The organism is Salinispora cortesiana (assembly GCF_000484695.1).
GTDB classification, from domain to species: Bacteria; Actinomycetota; Actinomycetes; order Mycobacteriales; family Micromonosporaceae; genus Micromonospora; species Micromonospora cortesiana.
This window is the reverse complement of record NZ_AXVR01000003.1, coordinates 82,061-107,154: the sequence shown is the minus strand read 5'-3', so window position 1 is coordinate 107,154 and position 25,094 is coordinate 82,061. Positions and strand designations below refer to the sequence as shown.

Sequence of the window (25,094 nt, the reverse complement as noted above, 5' to 3'; positions counted from 1 at the left end):
GTCAGGACCGGTTCGGGTCGGCGGCCGGACGGCCGGAGCCGTCCGGCTCCGTCTCGGCGGGCTCCATCGGCCCGACCTTGTCGTAGAGGCCGGTGCCGAGCAGGATCAGCCCGAAGAGCATCGACACGATCACCGTCGACATCGAGAAGCTGAGGAAGTTGGCCGAGGTCTGCAACACCGACATCATCAGGATGCTGGTCACCAGGAAGACGGCCCCGGCGATCAGGTTCATGTAGTGGCCGAGATTGCCCCGCCGGGACGCCCCCACCAGGAGGAAAGCGCCGAAGACCACCGAGGCCAGCGCGAACGCGAGGTTGGTGCGGAGGCCGAGCACCAATTCTCCGTCCCGGTCGAAGAGCGGGTCCCCCAGCGTCTGCGCGGTGCCCCAGACACCAAAGACCAGGATGTAGAGACCGATCAGCCCGGCAAGGACCCGGTAGATCGGCCGCGCCGGATGGTTCAGCGGGATGTGCGCCATGACGCCCTCCGACCGCTCGACGACAGCCAGGGGTCATTGTCACCCGGGCCGGGGCCGCGCGTACGGGGAATCGACCGGTAGCCCCACGCGCCACGGAGCCCGACCACACCCCAGTGGGGGTGTGGTCGGGCTCCGTGGCGGGAGACGACGGTCAGAGCACCAGCCGTGCCCGCTGCCAGGCCTCCTGCTCCGCGTCGGTGCCGACCTTGCCGTACATCCCGACCATGAGCAGGACCAGGCCGGCCACCATCAGCACGAGGACGGTGGCGATGCTGAAGTTGAAGATGTTCGCCTCGGTCCGGAGGAAGGCGAGGCCGGCGAGGCTGAGCACGATACCCACGTACCCCAGCCCCTGATTGATCAACACATCGACGTTGCGGCCGATCGCCGTACCGGCCAGCACGGCGCCGCCGAGCAGCACGCTGAGCAACGAGAAACCGAGGTTCGTGCCCTGACCGAGCACTGCGGTGTCGCCCTGGGCCCAGAGCTCGTCGCCGACGGTCGCGATGAGACCGAGCACGCCGAAGACGACCAGGTACAGGCCGGTCAGCCCGCCGATCGCCCGGTAGATCGGCCGCGCGGGGTGGTTCACGGGGGTGTGGGCCATGGCTGAGTCTCCAACGACGTTACGGTGAGGGACGGCGCCGATTGTCCCGCACCGGCCGGTGTGACGCCGCACACGGTCCGGGCGCGCCGCGGCGCAACGGCGGTCAGCTGCTCGGGATCTCGTCGGCGAGCGTCAACCAGGCCTGTTCGACCTGCTCCCGCTCACCCCGGACCTCCTTGAGCTGGCTGTCCAGCTCAGCGACCCGTGCGTAGTCGGTCGCGTTCGCGGCCAACTGGTCGTGGAGCTCCGCCTCCCGCTGCTCCAGCCGGCCGACCTGCCGCTCGAGCCGGGCCAGTTCCTTCCGGGCCTGGCGGACCTGAGCGGCAGACATCCCGCTCGCCTTCGCCGGCGCCGGCCCACCACCGGTCACCGGTGCCGGACGGCCGCCGTCGGTGGCCCGAGCAAGGTACTCGTCAACCCCGCCGGGCAGGTGCACCAGCTCGCCGTCGCCGAACATGCCGTACACGGTGTCGGCGACCCGTTCCACCAGGTACCGGTCGTGGCTGGCCACGATGATCACGCCGGGCCAGGAGTCGAGCAGATCCTCGAGCGCGGCGAGGGTGTCGGTATCCAGGTCGTTGGTGGGCTCATCCAGCAGGAGCACATTCGGCTCACCGGCGAGCAGGCGCAGCAGCTGCAGCCGTCGCCGCTCACCACCGGAGAGGTCAGCCACCGGAGTCCAGAGCCGGCGGTCGTCGAAGCCGAAGACCTCGGCGAGCTGGGCGGCGGAGATCTCCCGGTCACCGAGCCGGACCCGGCGGGCGACCTCCTCGACCGCCTCGAGCACGCGCAGCTCGCCGGGGAGTTCGGCGAGCTCCTGGGAGAGGAACGCGGGACGCACGGTGGAACCGGCCACGAACCGGCCGTCATCCGGTCGGGTGACGCCGGCGAGCATCCGCAGCAGCGTGGTCTTGCCGGCACCGTTGCGGCCGAGGACGGCGATCCGGTCCCCGGGACCGACCTGCCAGGTGAGGTCGCGCAGGATCTCCTTCGGCCCCGCGTCCAACCGGACGTGCTCCAGGTCGTACACCTGCTTGCCGAGCCGGGCGGTGGCGAGCCGCTGCAGCGACATGCTGTCCCGCGGCGGCGGAACATCGGCGATCAGCGCGTTTGCCGCGTCGATGCGGAACTTCGGCTTGGATGTGCGGGCCGGCGGGCCGCGGCGCAGCCAGGCGATCTCCTTACGGAGCAGGTTCTGACGACGCGCCTCGGTGGCGGCGGCGACCCGTTCCCGTTCGGCCCGGGCGAGGGTCCAGGCGGCGAAACCACCCTCGTACGCCCGGACGGTCTGGTCGGCGACCTCCCAGGTGGTGGTGCAGACGGCGTCGAGAAACCACCGGTCGTGCGTGACCACGACGAGCGCACCCCGGCGGGCGAGCAGGTGCCGGGCCAGCCAGTCGATGCCGCCAACATCGAGGTGGTTGGTGGGCTCGTCGAGGATCAGCAGGTCGGCGTCGCGGACCAGCAGCGCGGCCAGGGCGACCCGCCGGCGCTCGCCGCCGGACATCGGGCCGACCGGAGCGTCGAGGCCGAGGTACGGCATCCCGAGGCCGTCGAGGACCTTCCGGACTCCGGCGTCCCCGGCCCACTCGTGCTCGGCGCCCATCCCCTCGGCCAGCCACGCGGTGCCGAGGACCACGTCTCGGACGGTCGCGTCGGGGGCGAGCTGCAGGGCCTGGGGCAACCCGGCGACGCGCAGGTCGCGACGGTGGGTCACCCGGCCGTCATCCGGCTCCTCCTGCCGAGTGAGCAGGCGCAGCAGGGTGGACTTGCCGGCGCCGTTGAGCCCCACCACACCGATCCGGTCGGCGTCGTCGAGACCGAGCGAGACATCGGTGAGCAGCGGCCCGGCAGCGCCGTAGCCCTTGGACACCCGGTCCAGGTTGACGATGTTGGCCACTACGCCCCTTCCATGGTCAGGGCGCCCGGCACCGGATCGACAGCCAAGGACGCCCGAGGCAAGGGTACGCGGGCACCCGGCGGGCGGCGCCGGGGACGGTCAGCCGATCCGGGCCCCGGCGACCGGGCCGTGCGCGGTGCGCGCCTGTCGGCACACGTCGAGGGCGTCCAACTCGGCAGCGATCCGCTCCGCGTCGGCCGCTCCGGCGGCGAGGAAGACACAGGTCGGCCCGGAGCCGGAGACGATGCCCGCGAGCGCACCCGCCGCCTCGCCCGCCTTCAGGGTGGCGGCCAGGGACGGCCGCAGGGCGAGCGCGGCGTCCTGGAGATCGTTGCCGAGGGCCGCGGCGAGCACCCGGGGGTCAGACTGCCGGAGGGCGGCGAGGAGGCTGTCGGTGCTGCCGAGCGGGGGACCGGCGGCCCCGGTCTCACGGAGCCGATCGAGTTCCCGGTACGCCACCGGCGTGGACAGGCCCCCGTCGGCGACCGCGACGACCCAGTGCCAGACGGTCGGCCGGGCCAGTACCGGGCTGACCGCCTCGCCCCGGCCGGTGCCGAGCGCGGTGCCCCCGTGGATCAGGAACGGCACGTCGGAACCGAGGCCGACGGCGATCTCCGCCAGTTCGTCGCGGGACAGCCCGGTCCCCCACAGCGCGTCGCAGGCGACCAGCGCGGCGGCGGCGTCGGCGCTGCCCCCGGCGAGCCCACCGGCCAGGGGAATCTGCTTACGCAGGTGCAGTCGGGCGTGCGGCGGCACGCTGGCGGAACTGGCGAGGGCGCGGGCAGCACGAATGACCAGGTTCGACTCGTCCAGGTCCAGTTCGCCGGTCCCCTCGCCCGCCATCGTCAGACTGAGGGTGTCGCCCCGGCGGGCGGTCAACTCGTCGTGAATGGAGATCGCGTGGTAGACGGTGTTGAGCTCGTGATAGCCATCCCGGCGTAGCGGCCCCACCCCCAGGTGCAGGTTGATCTTGGCGGGGACTCGTACCCGGACCGGCCCGCTGACACCTCGCGGTTCGTCATCCTCCGGTCGCCATGCCTCGGTCACGGGATGGTGTCCCAGACCGAGTCCCGGCTCCCCGTCCCGGGCGCGAAGGGCGGGGGCAGCGGCGTGGTTTTTCGTACTTCCTCGGGCACGGCGTCAGCCTACTGCCCGGTCGGAGGCGGCCGGGGCCGACGCGGCGATAGCGGCGAACTGCTCGACCGGGAGCGCCTCCCCGCGGGCGCCGGGATCCACCCCGGCGGCGGTGAGCACCGCGGCCGCCCGGTCCGCACCGCCGGCCCAGCCGGCCAGGGCCGCCCGAAGGGTCTTGCGACGCTGGGCGAACGCGGCGTCCACCACTGCGAAGACCCGTTCCCGGGAACCACCCACGCCCGGCGGTTCCCGACGGGTGAAGGCGACCAGCCCGGAGTCGACGTTCGGCACCGGCCAGAACACGTTCGGCGGCACCTTCCCGGCCGCGTGAACGTGGGCGTACCAGGCGAGTTTGACCGACGGCACGCCGTACACCCGGGAACCAGGACCGGCGACGAGCCGGTCGGCGACCTCCTTCTGCACCATGACCAGGCCGTGCCGCAGCGTCGGCAACTCGGCGAGCAGGTGCAGCACCACCGGTACGGCGACGTTGTACGGCAGGTTGGCGACCAACGCGGTCGGCGCGGGATCGGCGAGCTGCCCGGCGGTGACCCGAAGCGCGTCGGCGCGGTGCACGGAGAGCCGGTCGGCGGCGGGGCCGGCGTGCCGGGCCGCGGTCTCCGGCAGGGCGGCGGCGAGGACCGGGTCGATCTCGACGGCGTGCACGTGCGCGGCGGCCGGCAGCAGCGCGAGGGTGAGCGAGCCGAGGCCCGGCCCGACCTCCAGCACCACGTCCTCGGCGGTCAGGCCGGCGGTGGTGACGATCCGCCGCACCGTGTTGGGGTCATGGACGAAGTTCTGGCCGAGCCGCTTGGTGGGAGCCACGCCGAGGCGGGCGGCGAGGTCCCGGATCTCCGCCGGGCCGAGGAGACCGGTCACGCCCGCTAGCGTAGGTGGACGCCGGGGCGCCCCGGGCAGGGGCCCGTCACCTCCCGGCAGATTCCCGCCAGCCCACCATCACCAGGGGCCGAAGGCCCGCTCGCCGGTGCGGGAGAGGGCCGCGCAGAGCTCGTCCAGGTCGCTGCCGGTGGTGGCGGCGAGCGAACGGACGGTGAGCGGGATCAGGTACGACGCATTGGGCCGGCCCCGGTGCGGCACCGGAGTGAGATACGGCGCGTCCGTCTCCACGAGGAGGTGATCCAGCGGGGTCACCGCGGCGGCCTCCCGTAGCGCCGCGGCGCTGCTGAAGGTGACGGTGCCGGCGAAGCTGAGCAGGTAGCCGCGGCGCACGCACGCCCGGGCGAACTCGGCGTCGCCGGAGAAGCAGTGCATCACCACCGTCTCCGGGGCGCCCTCGTCGTCCAGGATCCGCAGCACGTCGTCGTGCGCCTCCCGGTCGTGGACCACCAGCGTCCGGCCGTACCGCTTGGCGATGTCGATGTGCGCCCGGAAGCTCACCTCCTGTGCGGCGCGCCCCTGCTCACCGGTGCGGAAGAAGTCCATCCCGGTCTCACCGACGCCCCGTACCCGGTCCTGGCCGGCCAGCGACTCGACGACCCGCAGCGCCTCGTCCAGCTCCGCCAACCGGGGCGCCTCGTTGGGGTGCAGCGCGACGGTGGCGACGACCGCCGGGTAGCGCTGGGCCACCTCCGCCCCCCACTGGGACGAGTCGACGTCAACCCCCACCTGCACCAACCGGTCCACTCCGACCTCCGCAGCCGCCTCGACCGCGGCCTGGATCGGGTCAACGGCGACGCGGGGGTCGCCGGCGGTGTGGATCGGCTCGGCGGGCGGGCCGCCGCCGGCGCCCGCGCCGGAGGTCGGCGTAGCCGGCGTACTGCGCGGCGGGACCCCGGCCTCGCTGATCGTGATGTCGAGGTGGGTGTGGCTGTCTGGCACCGGTTGGGGCAGCGGCGCGGGCGCCGGCGGGAACTCCCCGGCCCGCCGGGCCGCGCGCTGTTTACGGGATTCGGTCTGCTCGGTCATCGGCGCAAGCATCACACACCGGGTACGTACCCGCCGGGTGTGCCTCAGCTCGCCAGGCGGGCCAGCTCCTCCTCCACGATCGACGGGTCGAGTTTGCGGAACACCGGCTTGGGCAGGTCGAGTGCCCGCCCCACCGCCAACGGCACCGACTCCCACCGGGCACCGACCGTGTAGTCGCCGGTCAACACCGGGTAGGCCGGCCCGCCGTCGAGGTCCTCAACCTCCTCGATGACCGGCATCGGCGCGTGCACCCCGGTGCCGCCGAGCAGCTGGTGGATCTTCTGCGCGGAGTGCGGCAGGAAGGGGGTGAGCAGCGTGTTCGCATCGCTGACCACCTGGAGGGCGACGTGCAGGACGGTGCCCATCCGCGGCCGGTCCGCCTCGCCCTTGAGCTTCCACGGCGCCTGCTCGGAGAGGTAGCGGTTGGCCTCGGCCACCACCTTCATCGCCTCGCCGATCGCCTGCTTCTGCCGGTGCCGGCCGATCAGCTCGCCGACCGTGTCGAAACCGGCCCGGGCCACCGCGAGCAGCGCCTCGTCGGCCTCGGTGAGCCCGGCCGGGTCGACCGGCGGGATCGCGCCGAAGTTCTTCGCGGCCATCGAGATGGAGCGGTTGACCAGGTTGCCCCAGCCGGCGACCAGCTCGTCGTTGTTGCGCCGGAGGAACTCCGCCCAGGTGAAGTCGGTGTCGTTGCTCTCCGGCCCGGCCACCGCGATGAAGTAGCGCAACGCGTCGGCGTCGTAGCGCTCCAGGAAGTCGCGGACGTAGATGACCACGCGCCGGGACGAGGAGAACTTCCGCCCCTCCATGGTCAGGAACTCGCTGGAGACCACCTCGGTGGGCAGGTTCAGCCGACCCAACTCGCCCGGCTGTCCGTCGTGGGAGCCTTCACCGGAGTAGCCGGCGAGCAACGCCGGCCAGATCACCGAGTGGAAGACGATGTTGTCTTTGCCCATGAAGTAGTGGCTGGGGGCGTCCTTGCCGGGCCCATCCGCCGACCACCACCGGCGCCAGGCCTGCGGGTCACCGGAGCGGCGGGCCCACTCGATCGAGGCGGAGAGGTAGCCGATCACCGCGTCGAACCACACGTAGATGCGTTTGTCGCCGCGTTCCCGCCAGCCGTCGAGCGGGACCGGCACGCCCCACTCCAGATCCCGGGTGATCGCCCGGGGCTGAAGGTCGTCCAACAGGTTTTTGGAGAAGCGCAGCACGTTCGGCCGCCAGCCCTCCCGCGTGTCCAGCCACTGCCCCAGAACGTCGGCGAGCGCCGGCAGGTCGAGGAAGAAGTGTTCGGTCTCGACGAACTTCGGCGTCTCTCCGTTGATCTTCGACTTCGGGTTTCGCAGGTCGATCGGGTCGAGCTGGTTGCCGCAGCTGTCGCACTGGTCGCCGCGGGCGCTCTCGTAGCCGCAGATCGGGCAGGTGCCCTCGATGTAGCGATCGGGCAGGGTCCGGCCGGTGGACGGGGAGATGGCACCCATGGTGCTCTTCGGCACGATGTAGCCGTTGCGGTACATCCCCTCGAACAGATCCTGCACCACGGCGTAGTGGTTGCCGGTGGTGGTGCGGGTGAACAGGTCGTAGGAGAGCCCGAGCCCGTGCAGGTCCGCCACGATCACCCGGTTGTAGCGGTCGGCCAACTCGCGGGGGGTGACCCCCTCCGCGTCGGCCTGCACCTGGATCGGCGTGCCGTGTTCGTCGGTGCCGGAGACCATGAGCACGTCGTGGCCAGCCATGCGCATGTACCGGGCGAAGACGTCGGAGGGAACGCCGAAGCCGGAGACGTGGCCGATGTGGCGCGGGCCGTTGGCGTAAGGCCAGGCAACCGCCGCGAGAACGTGACTCATGGCCAACAAGCCTAGTGACCCGGCCGCGGGGCCGCGAACCAACAGGCCTCCCGGCCGCCCTGGTCACCTCCCCGCCCCGCCCCACCTCACCGGTGCACGATGTCGTAGACCTCACGTCGGCGTAGCCCGTACTCGACGGCGACCTCGGTCACCGCGTCCCGACGGGAACGCCCAGTCGCTTCCCGGGCGGCGACCGCCGCCCGCAACGTCTCGTCGTCCGGCCGTTGCCGGGCCGGACCCGAGGCCCCCGCCACCACCAGCGTGATCTCACCACGGGCCGGCTCCTCGGCAGCCCAACTCGCCAACTCACCGAGCGGACGCCGGAGCACCTGTTCGTAGGTCTTGGTCAGCTCCCGGCAGAGCGCCGCTGGCCGGTGGGCGCCGAACGCCGCAGCCAGGTCGGCGAGGGCGGCGGCGACCCGGTGCGGCGCCTCGAAGAAGACCAGGGTGCGTTCCTCGGTGGCGAGCGCGGTCAGCCGGGCGCGGCGCGAGCCCGGGCTGCGGGGCAGGAAGCCCTCGAAGCAGAACCGGTCGCTGGCCAGCCCGGAGAGGGCGAGGGCGGTGGTGACCGCGCTGGGGCCGGGGGCGGTGGTGACCGGTATCCCGGCGTCCAACGCCGCCCGGACCAGCCGGTAGCCCGGGTCAGAGACGCTGGGCATGCCACCGTCGGTGATCAGGGCGACGCCGAGGCCAGCGCGGAGCGCCTCGACAAGTTCCGGCGTACGCCGCTCCTCGTTGCCCTCAAAATATGAGACTATCCGCCCAGAAACGGTCACCTCGAGCTCCCGGGCCAACCGGGTCAGGCGCCGAGTGTCCTCGGCTGCCACCAGGTCAGCCGTGGCGAGCACCTCGCGGAGCCGGGCGGAGGCGTCGGCCGGGTTTCCGAGCGGCGCGCCGAGCAGTACCAGGCGTCCGGCATCGGACTTCGCATCCACGAAAGGACGCTCCTTCATCGACAGTCATGAGTCTTCCTTGGGGCGGCGGGCACGCAGGCCCACCTTCGCAGCCTACGATCACGGGGTGACCCAGGCGTCAACAGCGCACCCCGCCGGCCCGGGCGGGCCGGAACAGCCCGAGCAGACGGACCGGGGCCGCCCCCTCGGCAACGGCCTTCCCGGCATCGTCCGCCGCCGGCTGGCCACCGTTGACAACCGGCTCGACCGGCGGTCCTGGCTGGCCACCGCGGTGATCGTCACGATCGCGGCGGTCCTGCGCTTCGTCAACCTCGGAAGCCCGCCGGGCAAGATCTTCGACGAGGTCTACTACGCCCGCGACGGCTGGGCACTGGTCGACCGGGGCGTCGAGTGGAACTACCAGGACGGCGGCCCGTCGTACGTGGTCCACCCGCCCCTGGGCAAGTGGCTCATCGGGCTCGGCGAGTGGGCCTTTGGATACAGCGACTCCGAACAGGGGGTCTCCGCCGCCGGGCAGCTGCTCACCACCTCCCCCGAGGTGGGCTGGCGATTCTCGGCGGCTCTGATCGGCACCCTCTCGGTGCTGCTGCTGATCCGGATCGCGCGCCGACTCTTCGGCTCCACCGTGCTGGGCTGCGCCGCCGGGCTGCTGCTCGCCCTGGACGGCTTCCACCTGGTGCTGTCCCGCACCGCCCTGCTCGACATCTTCCTGCTCTTCTTCGTGCTGGCGTCGTTCGGCGCACTGGTTCTCGACCGCGACGCCCGGCGCCGCCGTTGGACGGAGACCCTCACCCCCGGGCCGGACCCGGGCCACCCGCCCGACACCGACCGACCAGTCGGTGGCTGGCGGAGGTGGCCGTGGTGGCGGCTGGTCGCCGGGGTGCTGTTCGGCTGCGCCTGCGCGGTGAAGTGGAGTGCGCTGTACTTCCTCCCGGCATTCGTGCTCCTGGTGATCTTCTGGGAGGTCGGCGCCCGCCGTTCCGCCGGGGTACGCCGGCCGTGGCGACGCGCCCTGCTCGACGAGACCCCCTGGCTGGCGCTGGCCGGGCTGCTGATGGTGGTCGCCTACCTCGCCAGCTGGTCTGGGTGGCTGCTGGGCGACGAGGGGTACTACCGGGTGCCCGACGCCCAGCGGTGGCCGAACGCCCCGCTGAGCGACACCCCCGTCATCGGGGCGCTACAGAACCTGATCGAGTACCACAAGGCCGCGTACGGCTTCCACGCGCAGCTCGACGACGCGCACACATACCAGTCCTGGCCCTGGCAGTGGCTCCTCCTGGCGCGCCCGGTCGCGTTCTACTGGTCGGCCGAGGGACCCTGCGCCGCGGCGAGCTGCGCCACCGAGGTGCTGCTGCTGGGCACGCCGCTGCTCTGGTGGTCGTTCCTACCCGCGCTGGCCGCGCTCGCCTGGCTGGGCCTCGCGCGACGCGACTGGCGGGCCGGGGCGATCCTGCTCTGTGTGGCGTCCGGGCTGCTGCCCTGGTTCTGGTATGCGGCGGACAGTGGGCGCACCATGTTCTCCTTCTACACCGCCCCGGCGCTGCCGTTCCTGGTGCTCGCCGTGACCTACGTGCTGGGTGTGATCATCGGTGCGCCGACGACGACCGCTCCGGAGAGCACGCCGAAGACGGCACCAGCGGGCGACGGAGATCGACGACTCGTCGGCGCCGTCATCGCCGGGGGGTTCGTGCTGCTGGTGGCGCTCAACTTCGCCTACTTCTATCCGATTTTCGTCGGCGAGCCGCTTCCATACGACAGTTGGTCCAACCGCATGTGGTTGGACAGCCGGTGGATCTGACCGGTTCCGGTTGGGCCGGACCGGTCCTGTGTTGGATCTGACCGGTCCGGCCCTCGGCACGTGGTAACGCAAGGGGCCCGCACGTGAGACGTGCGGGCCCCTTGCCACGAAAAGCGCGCTCCGATCGCCTGCCACGGGGGAAGCGGGCGATTGGAGCGCGCAGCAAAAGCTTAACCAGGTTGCAGCGACGGCACAACTGGCCGGGTTGGGTCAGATTCACGACTATCGCCACGCCGAGCGGTTGTTGCGGTCGAGGTGGATGAGCCGCTATCAACCGCGCCGGGGCTGGAGGCCGGATTCCGCGCGGGGTTCGGGCTCCAGCAGCATCATGGCGTGTGCGCTACCTTGGGCAGCCATGGCGCTCACGCAGACTCTGGACTATGTCGCACGGACCTTCCGTCGGCGACACCTCACCGGAGTATTCGATGCGTGACCTGCTGCCCGCCACCGTCGCGGTCGTGGTCGCGGAGCCGTCCGACTGGGAGGGCGCGCTGTTGCCGGAGGAGCAGGCGGGCCTCGGCGATCGAGTCGTGACCAGCCGGCGTCGGGATTTCACCGCTGGTCGCGTCTGCGCACGCCGCGCCATCTCCGCGCTCGGCCAGTCGCCGGTCGCCCTCCCCACCGCCGCCAACCGAGCGCCGGTCTGGCCGGCCGGGGTGGTCGGGGCGATCACCCACACCCGCGGCTACTGCGCCGCCGCCGCGGCCCGGGCCGGCGAGATCCGGTCGGTCGGCCTCGACGCCGAGCAGCACCGGCCGCTGAGCCCGGGGGTGGTCCAGGCGATCTGCCTGCCGGAGGAGGAGGCGCTGTTTCCGCAGTTGCCCCGCGGCGTCTCCTGGCCCACCGTGGTATTCAGCGCGAAGGAGACGGTCTACAAGGTCTGGCACCCGGTCGTCGGCACCTGGCTGGACTTCCATGACGCGACCGTGACGCTGGATCCGGAGGCGGGTCGATTCACCGCCCGGATCGCCCCCGCGCGGGTAGCCGCCGCCCCGGTGCACGCCCCACCGGCCACGGTGTCCGGCCGGTTCGCCATCGACGACGGCCTGGTCCGCACCGCGGCGGTGCTGCTTCCGGCGTAGCGACCGGGGCACTGGCACCGGTTGACACGGCACCGCCCTGCCGCCGGAGGCCCGCATCCGCACCCGAAGAACCGGACCGGAGCCGAACCCACCCCTGAGCCAACCCCCAGACCAGACATACCGGAAGCTATTACCATTTACTTACGTAAATTGAAATAAGGCTGACCATTCAGAATCGGTCCGCTTCTCTGGAAACGGCGACCTGCGCTGTCGCCATCGGTCTGGAACCCGAGCCAGGAAGTAGGACCCATGCAGCGCACCTCGACTACCCCAACCGGAAAGACAACCGCTTCGACCCGAGTCACCAGCCACCCGAACGTGCCCGCCCCGCCCCGCACCCGTCAACTGTCGGAACCACTGGCAACACTGTCGCCCCGCGACCGCGAGCTATTCGTACGCTTCGGTTATGGGAGCACCGAATCCGTCGCGTACTCCCACATCCACCACGCCTTCGAGTACTGGGCCACCGTCACTCCGGACGCCGTCGCCGTCGAACACGGCGCCGAAACCATCACCTATCGCGAGCTGGACCGGCGGGCCGACCAGCTGGCAGCCCGGCTCGCCGCCGCCGGTGTCCGTCCCGGCGACCGGGTCGCGCTCTTCGTCCGGCGGTCGATCCCCATGGTCGTCGGCCTGATCGCGGCCTTGAAGTCCGGCGCAGCCTACGTACCGCAGCACATCGACTCCGTGCCCGCAGCCCAGCTGCAGCATGTCATCCAGACCGCCGAGACCCGGGTGATCCTGACGCTCACCGCCACCGCCGAACGCATTCCGGCTCCCGAGGGCCACGTCGTGATCGCCCTGGACAGCCTGGCCGCGGAGCCCGCGGAAGGCTCCGTCCGTCCCTTCACCCCGACGACGTCGATCCAGCCCGACGACCCCTGCTACGTGCTCTTCACCTCGGGCAGCACCGGCCGGCCCAACGGGGTGGTCGTGACCCACCGCAACATCTGCAACGTCCTGCTGACCTCCCCGGGTGACCTCGGTATCCAGCCGGGATGGCGGGTCGGCCAGATTCTCAACATCGCCTTCGACATGGCCGCCTGGGAGATTCTGGGGGCGCTCAGCCACGGTGCCACGCTCGTCATTCGCGGCGCGGACATCGCCGAGACGATGTCCCGCGTGGACGTCATCGTCGCGACCCCCACGGTGCTCAGCCGCATCGACCCAGACCAGTGTCACCGGGTCAAGGTCGTGGCGGTCGCCGGCGAGCCCTGCCCCCGCCCACTCGCGGACACCTGGTCCACGGTCTGTTCCTTCTACAACTCCTGCGGCCCAACCGAAACCACAATCGTCAACACGATGAGTCGGCACCACCCGGCCGCCGAACGACTCACCATTGGCCGACCAACCCCCAACAACACCGTGTACGTGCTCGACGCCAACCTTCGGCCCTGCCCGATCGGCACGGTCGGCGAGATGTGGGCCGGAGGCGACTGTGTATCGGCCGGGTACCTCGGAAACCCCCAGCTCACCGCCGAACGGTACGCCCTCGACCCGTTCCTCGGCGGTGGACGCCGAATGTTTCGCACCCGGGATCTGGGACGCTGGACTCCCGACGGCCAGTTGGAGCACTTCGGACGGACCGACGACCAGGTGAAGGTCCGCGGCTTTCGGGTGGAGCTGGACTCGGTGTCGGCGATCCTGGAGGCGGTACCGGGCTGCATCCGAGCGGCGACCATCAAACTGGATGACCGCACTCTCGTCTCATTCGTGGCGCCCACCCAGGTGGATCCCGGGCTCGCCCGGATGGCCGTCTCCGAGGCGCTGCCGTACTACTGCGTGCCCGAGACCGTGCACACCCTGCCGGAACTTCCCATGACCAGCCGAGGAAAGATCGATAAGACCGCCCTCCGCCGGCTCGTAGCCGACCACGAGCGAGAGGCGACGCGATGACCACCGCCCCGCTGACCAAAACACCGCCCGCGCCACCGGCCAGCGCAGCTTCGGGCTCGGCGCGCTCCACCCGCAGCGCCGAGCTGCCACCTCAACTCCCACTACCGCGGCGAATCTTCACGCACCCGGTGTTGATCCACTACCACCGGCTGACCGCGGTGGTGCTCGTCGTGAATCTCGGCGTGGCCGGGTACGGGCTCGGCACCGGCGGATGGTCCACCGCCGAGCTACCGACCTCCCAGCTCGCCGGCCTGACCTTGGCAAACTTCACCCTCGCCGTCGTCGTCCGACAGCAGTACGTCATCAATCTCTTCTTCTGGCTGGCCACCCGGGCCCGACCGAGTTGGCCCCTGCGCATCCGCCGTACCCTCGGCAAGGTCTACCACTTCGGTGGGCTACACGTCGGCGGTGCGCTCGCCGGGACCCTGTGGTTCCTCGCCTTCGCCGCAACCGCCACCGTCGAGGCCCTTCGGGCCGGCTCGGGCCTGCCCGCGACCCTGGTCGTGACCTACCTGTTGGTCGCGCTGCTCCTCACCGTCTGCGGCACCGCCCTGCCACCGGTACGCGCCCGGCACCACGACCTGTTCGAGCGGGTCCACCGCTTCGGCGGGTGGCTGGCCCTGACGCTGTTCTGGGCGCTGACGGTACTGAGGATCGCCGCAGAACCCGGCTCCCGACCACTCGCCACCGCGCTGCTGACCGAGCCGAGCAGCTGGGCGCTCGCCCTGATGACGTTCAGCGTCGCCCTGCCGTGGCTCCGGCTGCGCAAGGTGCCCGTGGCCGTCGAACGACCCTCCACCCACGTCGCGCTGGTCCAGCTCGAGCGACGCCGGGTTCCCTTCCCCGGCTCCTCCACCGCGGTCAGCCGTAGCCCGCTGCTGGAGTGGCACTCGTTCGCCAACGTTCCCGCGCCGGGGGAACGGCACTTCCGCATCACCATCTCCCGCGCGGGCGACTGGACTGGCGCCCTCGTTGACGATCCCCCGTCCCACCTGTGGGTCAAGGGCGTCACCACCGCCGGGGTGGCCAACATCGAAACGCTCTTCACCAAGGTGGTCTACGTCGCCACCGGCAGCGGGATCGGGCCGGTACTGCCCCACCTGCTGGCAGATGCGGTCCCGTCGCACCTGGTCTGGGCGGTCCGTAGCCCCCGGAGCACCTACGGCGACGCGTTGATCGACGAGATTCTCACCGCCCGGCCGGGCGCCACGATCTGGGACACCGCCACCGACGGTAAGCCCGACATGGTGGCCCTGGCCTACCGCGCCTACCGCGAACACGGCGCCGAAGCCGTCATCTGCATCTCCAACAAGAAGCTGACCTGGCAGGTCGTCCACGGGCTGGAGCAACGCGGCATCCCCGCCTACGGCGCCATCTGGGACTCCTGAGCGACAAGGAGCAGACTGTGAATCTCATCGTGGAGCGGACCGACCGGGTCGTCACCGTACGGCTGAACCGGCCCGCCGCCCGCAACGCGCTCAACACCGAACTGCTGACCGAGCTGCTGGCCACGTTGCGGCCCCTGGATGCCGACCCGGGAGTCGGCTGTTTCGTCCTCACCGGCACTGACCAGTTCTTCGCCGCGGGTGCGGACATCCGGGAGATGGCGGCGAAGTCGGCCGCGGAGATGGTGGTCGAGGACTTCTTCGCCGGCTGGGAGGCGTTCACTGCACTTCGTACGCCCACCGTGGCGGCGGTCGCCGGCTACGCCCTCGGCGGCGGTTGTGAACTGGCCATGATGTGCGACATCATCGTCGCCGCCGACACGGCTCACTTCGGGCAGCCGGAGATCAAACTCGGCGTGATCCCCGGCATCGGTGGCACCCAGCGGCTGACCCGGCTCGTGGGCAGGGCCAAGGCCATGGACCTGATTCTGACCGGCCGGCTCATGACTGCCGAGGAGGCCGAGCGCAGCGGCCTGGTCTCCCGGGTCGTTCCGGCCGACCGGCTGCTGGCGGAGGCGGCGGCGGTGGCCCGGACGGTGGCCGGCTTCGGCAAGGCAGCCACCACGGCCGCCTGCGAGGCGATCGACCGCGCGCTGGAGACCGGCCTGCGGGAGGGGGTCCTCTTTGAGCGACGCAGCTTCCACTCCCTGTTCGGCACCGCCGACCAGCGGGAGGGGATGCAGGCCTTCCTCGACAAGCGGGCGCCACGGTTCACCGGTCGGTAGCTGCCCGGTGGACCCCGCCGCTGACCTCAGGCGCCGGCTCGCTACCCGCCGGCGGCCCGCCACACCAGGCCGGCGGCGACCCCAACGACGAGGCTAAGCGCGGCGGCCACGACAGCCACCGTCGCGCTCCATCTCCCTGGGCGGTCGGGCGGGGCGACCGCCCAGGGCTGATAGAGCGGAACCAGCCACCGTAGGTAGTAGAAGAGGCTGAGCGCGGAGTTGATGAAGACGACGGCCGCCAGCACCGGGTATCCGCCGTCCCAGGCGGCGCTCGCGGCGGTCAGCTTCCCGACGAAGATCGCTGTCGGCGGGGTGCCGACCAAACCGAGCAGCGCCACCACCAGGGCGGCGGCCAGCCACGGTGCGGCCGCCGCCACCCCGCGCCAGGACGTACGGTCGCGGTGCCGGGGTAGCGCGGCGGTGACCGCGAAGGCGGCGACGTTGGTGACGGTGTAGCCGGCGAGATAGACCAACAACGCCGGCTGGGCCAGGTCGCTGCGTCCGGTGGCGACCACGGGCACCAACAGGTAGCCGACCTGGCTCACCGTTGACCAGCCGAGCAGCCGCCGCACATCGGTCTGCCAGTACGCGGCGAGGTTACCCAGCAGCATGGACGCCACGGCCAACGTGGCCACCACCGCCGGCCAGTTCGAGGTGCCGGGGAGGACCCCGGCGAGCCGGTGGACCGCGATCAACGCACCGATCTTGGGCACGGTGGTGAGAAACGTAGCCGCCATGGCCGTACCGCCCTGGGCCGCGTCGGGAATCCAGAAGTGCGCGGGGAGTCCGCCGGCTTTGAACATCAACCCGCCGATCACCGCGACGGCGGCGGCGGTGACCACCGAGCGCGGGGCGTCCGGCAGCCGAACGGCGAGTTCGGCGTAGGCCGTGGTGCCGGTGGTCCCGGAGAGCAGCGTGACACCGAGCAGGAGCAGGATGCCGAAGAGGGCGCCGAGGAGGTAGGTCTTCAGCACCGCTTCGGCGCCAGCGCCGGTGCCGGTCAGGCCGATCAGCGCGTACAGCGGGATGCTGGCCAGCAGAAAGCCGACTACCAGGGCGAGCAGATCGGTGGCGCCGGCGAGCAGCACCGCCCCGGCGGTGGCGAAGAGCAGCAACGCGTAGGCGTCGCTCTCCCGGGCAGCCCCGGCGAGGGCGTCCCCGGCGAGGGCGAGAACGAGGAGGCAGCCGGCGGCGGCGAGGATCCGGGCGACGCCGGTGCCGGTGTCGACCGCGTAGGAGCCGTCGAAAGCAGTGTTGGCCGGAGCGGAGAGCGCGACCGCGGCGGTGATGATCACCGTGCCGCAGACGGCGGCGGCGACCCCCCGCAGGATCCACTGCCGGTGGCGGGGCGTGAACGAGCCGCCGAGCAGGACGACGAGCGCACCGCCAGCGAGCAGCATCTCCGGCAGCAGCAGCTCGGTGCGCATCATCTCCGACGCCACCCGGGTCACCGGCCGAGCAGGTCGACGACGGTACGGGCAGCGGGCTCGACCAAATCGAGCAGCGGGCGCGGCAACACCCCAATAAGCAGGGACAACACCAACAGCGGCGCCACCGACCACAGCTCGGTGGCGCGCAGGTCACCGAAGCCCTTCGCACAGCCGGTGGTGGGGCCGGTCAGCAACGCCTGCCCGGCGCGAAGGAACAACGCGGCCGTGACGAGGATGCCGAGCAACGCCACCGCCGTCACGGGGGCGGTGGCGATGCTGCCGGCGAAGACCTGAAACTCAGCGATAAAGCCGGAGAAGGCCGGCAGGCCGAGGGAGGCGAAGGCGCCGACGGCGAAGAGCGCGGCGAAGATCGGTGCGGGGGCGGCGAGACCGCCGTACGCGTGCAGGTCGTAGCTGCCGGCCCGCTCGTACAGGACCCCGGCGAGCAGGAACAGGGCGGAGGTGATCAGGCCGTGGCTGACCATCTGGGTGACCGCACCGGTCACCGCGACCGCCCGCGGTTCGACGGTGTCCACGCTGACCAGACCGGCGGCCCCCACCGCGAGCACGACGTAACCCATGTGATTGATCGAGGTGTAGGCGATCATCCGCTTGAGGTTGGTCTGGGCCAGGGCGACCAGCGCGCCGTAGAGGACCGACACCACCCCGACGGCGACGATGACCCATGCCCAGCCCCGCCACGCCTGGGGCAGCATCGGTGCGGCGATCCGCACGAAACCGTAGGTACCCAGCTTCAACAGCACCCCGGCCAGAACGGCGGAGCCGACGGCGGGAGCGTCGGTGTGCGCCGGCGGCAACCAGGTGTGAAACGGCACGGTGGGGGTCTTCACCGCCAGGCCGATCAGGATCGCGGCGAGCACCACTGGACCGGCCAGGGGGCGCCCTGCGAGCGGGTTCTCGGCGGTGAGGGTCGGCATGTCGAAGGTGTGCGGGTCGGCGGCCGCGTACAGGCCGATGAACCCGGTGAGCAGCGCCAGCGAGCCGAGAAAGGTGTAGAGGAAGAACTTCAGTGCCGACCGGGCCCGGTCGCCGTGCCCCCAGCCGGCGATCACCGCGTACATCCCGACGATGGACAGGTCGAAGAAGACGAAGAAGAGGATCAGGTCGGCCGCGGCGAAGACCCCGAGGCACACACTCTGTAGGAACAGGAAGAGCGACGCCTGTACGCGGGGGCGGTGCCGCTCCCGCAGCGCGTACACCGCGCAGGCGAGGAAGACCACCGCGGTCATCGCCATCAGGGGCAGGGAGAGCCCGTCCACGCCGAGGTGGTAGCTGCTGCCCACCCCGGGGATCCACGCCGCCCGTTCGGCGAAGGCCAGCTGTCCCGGCGGCGGCGTCTCGTACCCCGCCCAGACGACGCCGACCAGCGCCAGCTCGACCGTCGCCGCGCCCACCCAGATCCACCGCGCGACGGTGTCGCTGCACCGGGGGACGCCGGCCAGCACCACCGCGACGAGCAGGGGCAGGAAGACGATCACCGTAAGCATCCGGCTACCCCAGCACCACGAGGACGACGGCACCGACGACGAGCACCACCACGGCCTGGAGGTAGTACTGGTGCAGTTGCCCGGTCTGCGGCCGGCGGGCGAGGTGCCCCAGCCGCCGCAGCCCGGCGGCGGCAACCTCCACCATCCGGTCGACCCCGCGCTGGTCGAACCGCGCGGCCCGCCGGGCCAGGAGGGCCGTGGCCCGCGCCGCCTGCGCGACGCCCCGGTCCAGCACCCGGTCGTCGAACCGAGCCGCTGCCGCACCGGCCACCAGGGTCGGACGCGTCACCAGAGCCGAAGCCGCCTGTCGAAGGCCCAGCCACCGCCGCGCCCAGCGTGGTGCCGGCACCCGCCACCGCGCCACGACGACGAGGGCCGCCAGGGCGATCAGCGCCGACGCGGCCAGTTCCGGTATCGGAACCGGGTGGTAACCGCCGGGCTGACCGACGGCGTGGGCGACCACGGCGCCGGTCGGTGGCAGCGCCAGCAACCCGGCGCCGGCGGCGGCGACCGCCAGCACCAGCAGCGGCAACCACCCGGCCAGGGGAATCCGCCCGGTGCCGGTCTCCTCCTGGTCCCGGTACGCGTCCACCGCGCCCTGCTGGTCAGCGGGGACCCGCCGCCAGATCACGACGAGAACCTTCCCCGCGTAGGCGGCGGAGAGCGCCGCGGCCGCGAGGCCAACCGCGTACAGCGCCGGCGACTCTTCCCGGACGGCAGCGAGGATGGCGTCCTTGGTGGCCCAGAGCGACAGTGGCGCGATCCCGGCCAACGCGAGCAGCGCGACCGTGGCCGACCAGCCGACCAGCGACCACCGCCGGGTCACCCCGGCCAGACCAGCGAGCTGCTTGGTGCCCAGCGCGGCGAGCCACGCCCCGGCGGCGAGGAACAACAGCGACTTGACCGCGGCGTGCGCCACCAGATGTGCGGCCCCACCCGCCACCGCGCCGGCCCCGGCGGCCAACACCACGAACCCGAGCTGCGCGCAGGTGGAGGCGGCGAGGAGTTGCTTGAGGTCGGGCTGGGTCAGCGCGACCGCACCGAGTAGCAGCGCGGTCCCCGCGCCGACCCACATGGCCACCCACGGGGCCCAGCCGGTGGCAGCCAGCAGCGGCTGCGTGCGCAGGAGCAGGTAGCCGCCCATCGCCACCATCGCCGCGGAGTGCAGCAGCGCACTGACCGGGCTCGGCCCGGCCATCGCCCGGGACAGCCAGAAGGAGAACGGTAGCTGCGCGGCCTTGCCGAGCGCCGCGACGAGGACTCCTGCCGCCAGTACGTGTCGCCACCCCGTGCTGCTGGCGGCGAGGTCCACCAGGGCCAGGCCCGCGCCGCCGGCCAGAGCCGCCCCGGCCGCCAGGTAGAGGCCAAGGTCCGCAGCCCGGGTGGTGACAAATGCGGTACAGCCGGCGGCTACTCGGGCCTCGTCCCACCACCAAAAACCGATCAACGCGTACGACGCAGCGCCCATCAGCTCCCAGGCGAAGAGCAACGTCGGCAGGGTGCCCGCCGTCACGGTAAGCGCGGCCGCGGCGGCGAACAAGAGCATCAGGCCGTGGAACCGCGCCGCCGGGGTGAGTGCCTCGCCGACGGCGGCCACCAGCACCAGTAACGTCACCACCAGCACCGTCGGCAGGACCAGCGCGGCCAGCCCATCCACCGTCAGCACGAAGTCCGCGCCGGCCAGGAACGGCACCGCCACCGTCGGCCGGGCGACGGCGACCAGTACTGATAGCAGCACGGCCGTGGCCGCGACCGCCAACGCGACCCGCACCGCGACCCGATCCCTGGGCCGGGTGACGACCAGCACGGCACCGGCGGTGGCGGGCAGGCCGACCACCGCCCACAACGCTGCCGTCCCGGGCGTGGTCATCCGGACAGGTCCGTGGCCGTGTCGGTCAGATCCGACCGTCGTATGCGGTGCAGCGAAGTGGCGACGGCGAAGCCCATCGCCATCTCCACCGTCATCGCCGCGAGGATGACCAGAAGCAGCACCTGCCCGGACGGGTCGGGGGCGCAGAACCACCACAGCCCGGCCACGGCCAGGATCAGGCCGTTGAGCATCAACTCCAGGCCCATCATCACCATCACCACGACCTGTTGGGACAGGGTGCCGTACAAACCGACGGAGATCAGGGCCGCGGCCACCAGCAGCACAGTCTGTACCGTCATCGGCCGACTCCCCCCGGCTGCGGATCGGCCGGCCGAGGCCGACGAAGGTCGTCGCCGAACCGGTCGTAGCGGGTGCGGTGCGCCGCCAGGACGACCCCACTGACGATGGTGGCCGCCATGACCACGCCCACCCCCGCCATGGCCAGCATCTTCGGACCCATCAGCTCCATGCCGAGGGCGGCGGTGACATCCGCCGGTGGGCTGCCGCGCCGGCTCGGCCACGGCGCGAACAGCGCTCCGGCGGCCAGGAGCAGAAAGACCCCGACCGACACCGGTAGGGCGTGGCGAGCACCGTGGACCATGTTCATCGACATCATCGCCGGATTCATTCCCATGAACATGTTCATGTAGACAGCCATGATCGCCATCTCCATCACCATCATCAGAATGACCAACACGCCGACGTAGAGCTGCTGCAGCAGGAGCAGCTGAAGACCGACCGCGATGAAGGACAAGGCCAGGGAGTAGCTGGCCCGGGCCATCGAGTTGACGACGAAGACGGCGACCCCGGCGAGCACCGCGACGACCGCGAGGCCCCAGAAGACGAGGTGGGTGACCACGCAATCAGCCCCCGATCACGACGACGGCGACGAGGAGGTCCTGCAGCAGCACCGCCGGCAGCAGCACCAGCCAGCCCACCTCCATGAACACGTCCGGACGCAACGCGGGCACCCGACGGCGCAGCCACACCAACCCCGCCAGCAGCACCGCGGCCTTCACCAACACCCAGGCCCAGGCCGGTAGCAGCGGCCCGGCCCCACCCCCGAGGAACATCGGCACGGCGAAGGCGGCGCCCGCCGCCAGCAACGCGTACCGCCCGGCCAGAAACAACAGCCGATCCACACCGGAGAGCTCCGCCGTCACCCCACCCGCCACGTCGCGACCGAGCGCCGGCGAGAAGGGCCCCCACACCGCGATCGCCACCACGCCGAGGCAGTAGACGACGAAGGCCACCGGCATCCACACCACGAACCACAACCCCTGCTGCGCGGCGGCGACCTCCCCCACTCGCAGACTGGACGCCGCCACCGCCGGCGCCACCAGCGCGAACATCAGCGGCAACTCGTACGCCAATCCGTGCGCGAGGAACCGGTAGCCGCCGACCAGCGCGTACGCGGAGTTGGCGCCCCACCCGGTCAGCCACACGAACGCCCACGCCAGGACATCGAGCGCGTTTACCCACACCACCCCGACACCCAGGTCGAACAGGGTCCACCGCCCGAGCGGCACCACCGTGACGATCATCAGCGCCATCCCGAGCAACCCCGCGCCGCCGATCCGCCACAGCAGCCGGTCCGCGGCGACGGTGGTGCGCCGGCGCTGCCGCAGCAACCGCGCCACCTCACCCGCCGGCTGCCCCATCCCGGACCGGACACCGGCGGCCCGCCCGGCCAGGGCGCCGTCGAGCAGCGCCGCGGCGACCGCGAGCGCCCCCAGCAGCCCCGCCGCGACCGGTGCCCAGCCACCGGAGACGACTGCCGGCAGGTCAGCCATCGGTGACCACATCCAGCGCAGCAATGTCGAGGCTGGCCACGATGAGCCGCGCGGTGGCCACGTCCCACCCGGACACCACGCTGGCGACCGCCGCCGGCGGCGTGACCGACCCACCGACATCGAAACCGGTGGGACCACCGACCCCGGCACCAGCAGGACCACCGGCCGCCACACCGGCGGGACCACCGGTTACGAAGACCGCCCGATCGAGCATGCCGTTGAGTCGGTCCCACACGTCACCGGTGAGATCCGGGGCGAGCCCCAACCGGGCCAGTTCGTCGGGAGGCAGTGGCCCCACCCTCCGCAGCGACCAGCGCAGCAGCCATGAACGGCGTACCCGGCGCCGCAGCCGCGCCAACTCCGTGATCGCCGCCGACCGATCGCCGGTCAAGAGTCGATCACGGATGGCGCGGGCCCCACCGGCCGCGTCCGGCCAGCCCGCCAACGCCAGCAGCCGGGCCGCGTTGTCGCACCGGCGGGCAGCGACCTCTCCGGCGTCTACCTGCCGGATGTCGCCGGATGTGTCGCCACCAACGACGTGCCCGCCACCGGCAGGCCCGCCCTGCCCAGCGTCAACGACACCCGCCTGTGCCTCGACAATGAGGTCGCCGTGCAGGTGAGCGCGGAGGACCAGGCCGGCTGGCCAGTCCGGCAGCACCGGGCCGAGTCGCACCTGCAGCACGTCCATCTCCAGCCCATCGCGGTCCTCGCTGCCGTGCGCCAGGGCGATGTCCCCGCCCGGAGCATCGTCGAGCCCCTGCCCGTCGCGGGCGGTGCTGTCCCTCCGCTGGCGGGGCGTATCCCGCAGCATGGCCTCCGCCTGGTCCAGGGCGGCGGCCACCAGATCCGGTGCGGCGACATCGATCCGGGCCCGCGGCCCGGGCAGCTGCTCCCACAGTCGCGCCACCACCAGCGCCAGCTCCGGTCCGGGCGATCCACACACCGCCAGGATGTCGGCGTCCGCCGGTGACACCGCCAGCCGCCACCCCCGGACGCCCGCGAGCCGCTCGACGGCGACCCGGGTCAGCCAGTACCCGGGCACCTCGATGACCAGCAGGTGGGCGTGCCGGAGGGCGAGCCGCGCCAGCGCACCGCTCACACCCATCGCAGCGCGCCTTCCCGCCAGGCCCACACCACCGCGACAAGCACACCCGCCAGGAAGACGAACATCTCCACCACGGCGGTGGCCCCCAGCTCGGCGACGACCACCGCCCACGGATACATGAAGAGCATCTCCACGTCGAATGCCAGGAACAGCACTGTCACCAGGTACCAACGGACGTGGTACCGAGACAGGGCGTGCTCCTCCGGGGGCCAGCCGGATTGGAACGGGGAGACCAGCAGCGGCCGCCGCGTGATCGCCAGCGCACGGTGCGCCAGGTAGCAGCCCGCCACGACCACCACGGCGACCAGCGCCATACCCGCCGCCCCTGCGTACATCGCGCTTCACCCCGCCCTGCCCCACCCGCGAGGGCGCACTATCACATTAGGAACTAAACGGGACTTTCCATCCGGAGGGCGGTCCTCCTCACCCGTTTGGGGCCCACCTCCGTAGTCTCTCCACGTCGAACGGGCACGACCGACGCCGCAGTCAGTAGTAGCGAACCGACCCAGACCTGGACGACTTTCTGCGACTACCGCCCGACAACACCGTCAGCAAGCTCGGAGCGAGTTTGATCCGCGCGACCAATCCCCCCGTGCGCTGGACCGAGCTGGACGGACACGGCTACGGCGTGTTGGAGGTGACCGGGGCCTCATGCCGAATGGACTGACACCACCTGACAGACCGGACCAGACCGAACACAGCCAGCCAGCGGATTGTCGGCCGGCCGGTCGGCGCCGGGTCGGCGAAGCGGCGCCAAGAGCATTCACCCCTGCCCTGAGCAGCATCGTAACCATCGACATCAGTTGTTGTTACCCGATCGAAACATAGCACCACTAGCATCCCCGATCACCTTCATGTCACATTGACGTTCGTCACTGGATAGTCTCCCACCCACCACCGCCAGGTCCGAGGTTTGGACCTGCCCGGATCGAAAGAGACCCCCATGAGACGCTTCGTCCGCACCGTCGTCGCCGCCGCCCTGGTGGCGACGGTGGCCCTGGTCGCCCCGTCGGCCGCGCAGGCCGCAGTCCGCAATCCCGTCCTCTTCGTCCATGGCTTGAGCAGCTCTGCCAGCACCTGGAACACCTGGATCAACAAGTTCAAGGCGGACGGCTACCAGAGCTCCGAGCTCTACACCTGGTCCTACGACTGGAAGAAGTCCAACGCAACCACCGGCGAGAAGCTGATCACCAAGGTGCAGGAGATACTCGACGCGACCGGCGCCACCAAGGTGGATATCGTCGCCCACTCGATGGGATCCCTGAGCTCCCGCTGGTACCTCAAGAACGGCGGCGGGACCGACACCGTGGACGACTTCGTCTCCGTAGCCGGGGTAAACCACGGAACCGATGTCTCGCTGTTCTGCTCCTTTTACGTATCGTGCCGGGAAATGCTTCGAGGCAGTAGCTTCCTCGACTCCCTGAACTCCGGCGACGAAACCCCCGGGAACGTAAACTACGCCACCCTGTGGTCGACATGTGACGCACTGATCAACCCCGACAGTTCGGCGAAGCTCGACGGCGCGGTGAACACCTCCGTGGGGTGCAAGGGGCACACCGACATGAACGACGACTCCAGTAACTACACCAAGGTCCGAGACTTCATCGCCTGATCACTCCGCACGGCCGAAAGCCAT

At 71.3% G+C, this 25,094-nt stretch carries 22 protein-coding genes and 1 pseudogene; 7 read left to right on the top strand and 16 right to left on the bottom strand.

Annotated features, from left to right (window positions below; all coding sequences use genetic code 11):
• Position 1: 1 nt before the first annotated feature.
• From K228_RS0102975 to rsmI, 8 genes are all read right to left on the bottom strand, one after another.
• Positions 2-478: a DUF4383 domain-containing protein gene (locus tag K228_RS0102975; protein ID WP_025617067.1), complete on the bottom strand. Its 477-nt coding sequence runs from the start codon at positions 476-478 to the stop codon at positions 2-4.
• Between the two features lie 151 nt (positions 479-629).
• Entirely contained in the window at positions 630-1,085 is a 456-nt protein-coding gene (locus K228_RS0102970) for a DUF4383 domain-containing protein (protein ID WP_025617066.1), read from the bottom strand.
• 103 nt (positions 1,086-1,188) lie between these two features.
• Positions 1,189-2,985 (bottom strand): ABC-F family ATP-binding cassette domain-containing protein, encoded by a 1,797-nt coding sequence (locus tag K228_RS0102965; protein WP_025617065.1) that lies wholly within the window; start codon positions 2,983-2,985, stop codon positions 1,189-1,191.
• Positions 2,986-3,084: 99 nt separating this feature from the next.
• Positions 3,085-4,032: a 4-(cytidine 5'-diphospho)-2-C-methyl-D-erythritol kinase gene (locus tag K228_RS0102960; RefSeq protein ID WP_025617064.1), complete on the bottom strand. Its 948-nt coding sequence runs from the start codon at positions 4,030-4,032 to the stop codon at positions 3,085-3,087.
• A gap of 93 nt (positions 4,033-4,125) precedes the next feature.
• The gene (gene rsmA / locus K228_RS0102955) at positions 4,126-4,998 is read right to left on the bottom strand and encodes a 16S rRNA (adenine(1518)-N(6)/adenine(1519)-N(6))-dimethyltransferase RsmA (RefSeq protein ID WP_025617063.1); all 873 of its coding nucleotides are present in this window, start codon (positions 4,996-4,998) and stop codon (positions 4,126-4,128) included.
• A 78-nt stretch (positions 4,999-5,076) separates the two neighbouring features.
• On the bottom strand, positions 5,077-6,057 hold the full coding sequence (locus tag K228_RS0102950; protein WP_025617062.1) for a TatD family hydrolase: 981 nt from the start codon (positions 6,055-6,057) through the stop codon (positions 5,077-5,079).
• A gap of 32 nt (positions 6,058-6,089) precedes the next feature.
• Positions 6,090-7,892 (bottom strand): methionine--tRNA ligase, encoded by a 1,803-nt coding sequence (metG, locus tag K228_RS0102945; RefSeq protein WP_025617061.1) that lies wholly within the window; start codon positions 7,890-7,892, stop codon positions 6,090-6,092.
• Between the two features lie 86 nt (positions 7,893-7,978).
• Positions 7,979-8,827: a 16S rRNA (cytidine(1402)-2'-O)-methyltransferase gene (gene rsmI / locus K228_RS0102940; protein ID WP_025617060.1), complete on the bottom strand. Its 849-nt coding sequence runs from the start codon at positions 8,825-8,827 to the stop codon at positions 7,979-7,981.
• Between the two features lie 85 nt (positions 8,828-8,912).
• On the opposite strand from rsmI, the gene K228_RS0102935 reads away from it, so the two are divergent.
• The 5 genes from K228_RS0102935 (at position 8,913) to K228_RS0102915 (ending at position 15,752) form a co-directional block, all read left to right on the top strand.
• Complete coding sequence (locus K228_RS0102935; protein ID WP_025617059.1) at positions 8,913-10,604, top strand: dolichyl-phosphate-mannose--protein mannosyltransferase; 1,692 nt, start codon at positions 8,913-8,915, stop codon at positions 10,602-10,604.
• A gap of 425 nt (positions 10,605-11,029) precedes the next feature.
• Positions 11,030-11,686, top strand: coding sequence for a 4'-phosphopantetheinyl transferase family protein (locus K228_RS0102930; RefSeq protein WP_025617058.1), 657 nt, complete (start codon positions 11,030-11,032; stop codon positions 11,684-11,686).
• 249 nt (positions 11,687-11,935) lie between these two features.
• Positions 11,936-13,582 carry an amino acid adenylation domain-containing protein gene (locus K228_RS0102925; protein WP_025617057.1) on the top strand — a complete coding sequence of 549 codons (1,647 nt, stop codon included), beginning with the start codon at positions 11,936-11,938 and terminating at the stop codon, positions 13,580-13,582.
• Positions 13,579-14,970: a ferredoxin reductase domain-containing protein gene (locus tag K228_RS0102920; protein ID WP_025617056.1), complete on the top strand. Its 1,392-nt coding sequence runs from the start codon at positions 13,579-13,581 to the stop codon at positions 14,968-14,970. Before K228_RS0102925 ends, K228_RS0102920 begins: the two co-directional genes overlap by 4 nt.
• 17 nt (positions 14,971-14,987) lie before the next feature.
• On the top strand, positions 14,988-15,752 hold the full coding sequence (locus K228_RS0102915) for an enoyl-CoA hydratase-related protein (protein WP_025617055.1): 765 nt from the start codon (positions 14,988-14,990) through the stop codon (positions 15,750-15,752).
• A 41-nt stretch (positions 15,753-15,793) separates the two neighbouring features.
• Here the strand turns inward: K228_RS0102915 and K228_RS0102910 are convergent, their stop codons facing one another.
• The 8 genes from K228_RS0102910 to K228_RS0102875 are packed head-to-tail and all read right to left on the bottom strand — an operon-like array spanning position 15,794 to position 23,772.
• Complete coding sequence (locus K228_RS0102910; protein WP_025617054.1) at positions 15,794-17,194, bottom strand: NADH-quinone oxidoreductase subunit N; 1,401 nt, start codon at positions 17,192-17,194, stop codon at positions 15,794-15,796.
• A 5-nt stretch (positions 17,195-17,199) separates the two neighbouring features.
• Entirely contained in the window at positions 17,200-18,690 is a 1,491-nt protein-coding gene (locus tag K228_RS0102905) for a complex I subunit 4 family protein (RefSeq protein WP_025617053.1), read from the bottom strand.
• Between the two features lie 4 nt (positions 18,691-18,694).
• Positions 18,695-20,560: a proton-conducting transporter transmembrane domain-containing protein gene (locus tag K228_RS0102900; RefSeq protein ID WP_025617052.1), complete on the bottom strand. Its 1,866-nt coding sequence runs from the start codon at positions 20,558-20,560 to the stop codon at positions 18,695-18,697.
• Positions 20,557-20,859: an NADH-quinone oxidoreductase subunit NuoK gene (locus K228_RS0102895; protein ID WP_025617051.1), complete on the bottom strand. Its 303-nt coding sequence runs from the start codon at positions 20,857-20,859 to the stop codon at positions 20,557-20,559. Before K228_RS0102895 ends, K228_RS0102900 begins: the two co-directional genes overlap by 4 nt.
• On the bottom strand, positions 20,856-21,419 hold the full coding sequence (locus K228_RS0102890) for a hypothetical protein (protein WP_025617050.1): 564 nt from the start codon (positions 21,417-21,419) through the stop codon (positions 20,856-20,858). Before K228_RS0102890 ends, K228_RS0102895 begins: the two co-directional genes overlap by 4 nt.
• A 4-nt stretch (positions 21,420-21,423) precedes the next feature.
• The gene (locus K228_RS0102885) at positions 21,424-22,353 is read right to left on the bottom strand and encodes a complex I subunit 1 family protein (RefSeq protein WP_025617049.1); all 930 of its coding nucleotides are present in this window, start codon (positions 22,351-22,353) and stop codon (positions 21,424-21,426) included.
• Positions 22,346-23,458: a hypothetical protein gene (locus K228_RS0102880; RefSeq protein WP_025617048.1), complete on the bottom strand. Its 1,113-nt coding sequence runs from the start codon at positions 23,456-23,458 to the stop codon at positions 22,346-22,348. Before K228_RS0102880 ends, K228_RS0102885 begins: the two co-directional genes overlap by 8 nt.
• Positions 23,449-23,772, bottom strand: coding sequence for an NADH-quinone oxidoreductase subunit A (locus tag K228_RS0102875; protein WP_223160736.1), 324 nt, complete (start codon positions 23,770-23,772; stop codon positions 23,449-23,451). Before K228_RS0102875 ends, K228_RS0102880 begins: the two co-directional genes overlap by 10 nt.
• A 185-nt stretch (positions 23,773-23,957) precedes the next feature.
• On the opposite strand from K228_RS0102875, the pseudogene K228_RS26750 reads away from it, so the two are divergent.
• A pseudogene (locus K228_RS26750) lies at positions 23,958-24,236 on the top strand (alkaline phosphatase D family protein); the annotation flags it as partial.
• 165 nt (positions 24,237-24,401) lie between these two features.
• Entirely contained in the window at positions 24,402-25,070 is a 669-nt protein-coding gene (locus K228_RS0102870; RefSeq protein ID WP_025617046.1) for an esterase/lipase family protein, read from the top strand.
• Positions 25,071-25,094 lie beyond the last annotated feature (24 nt).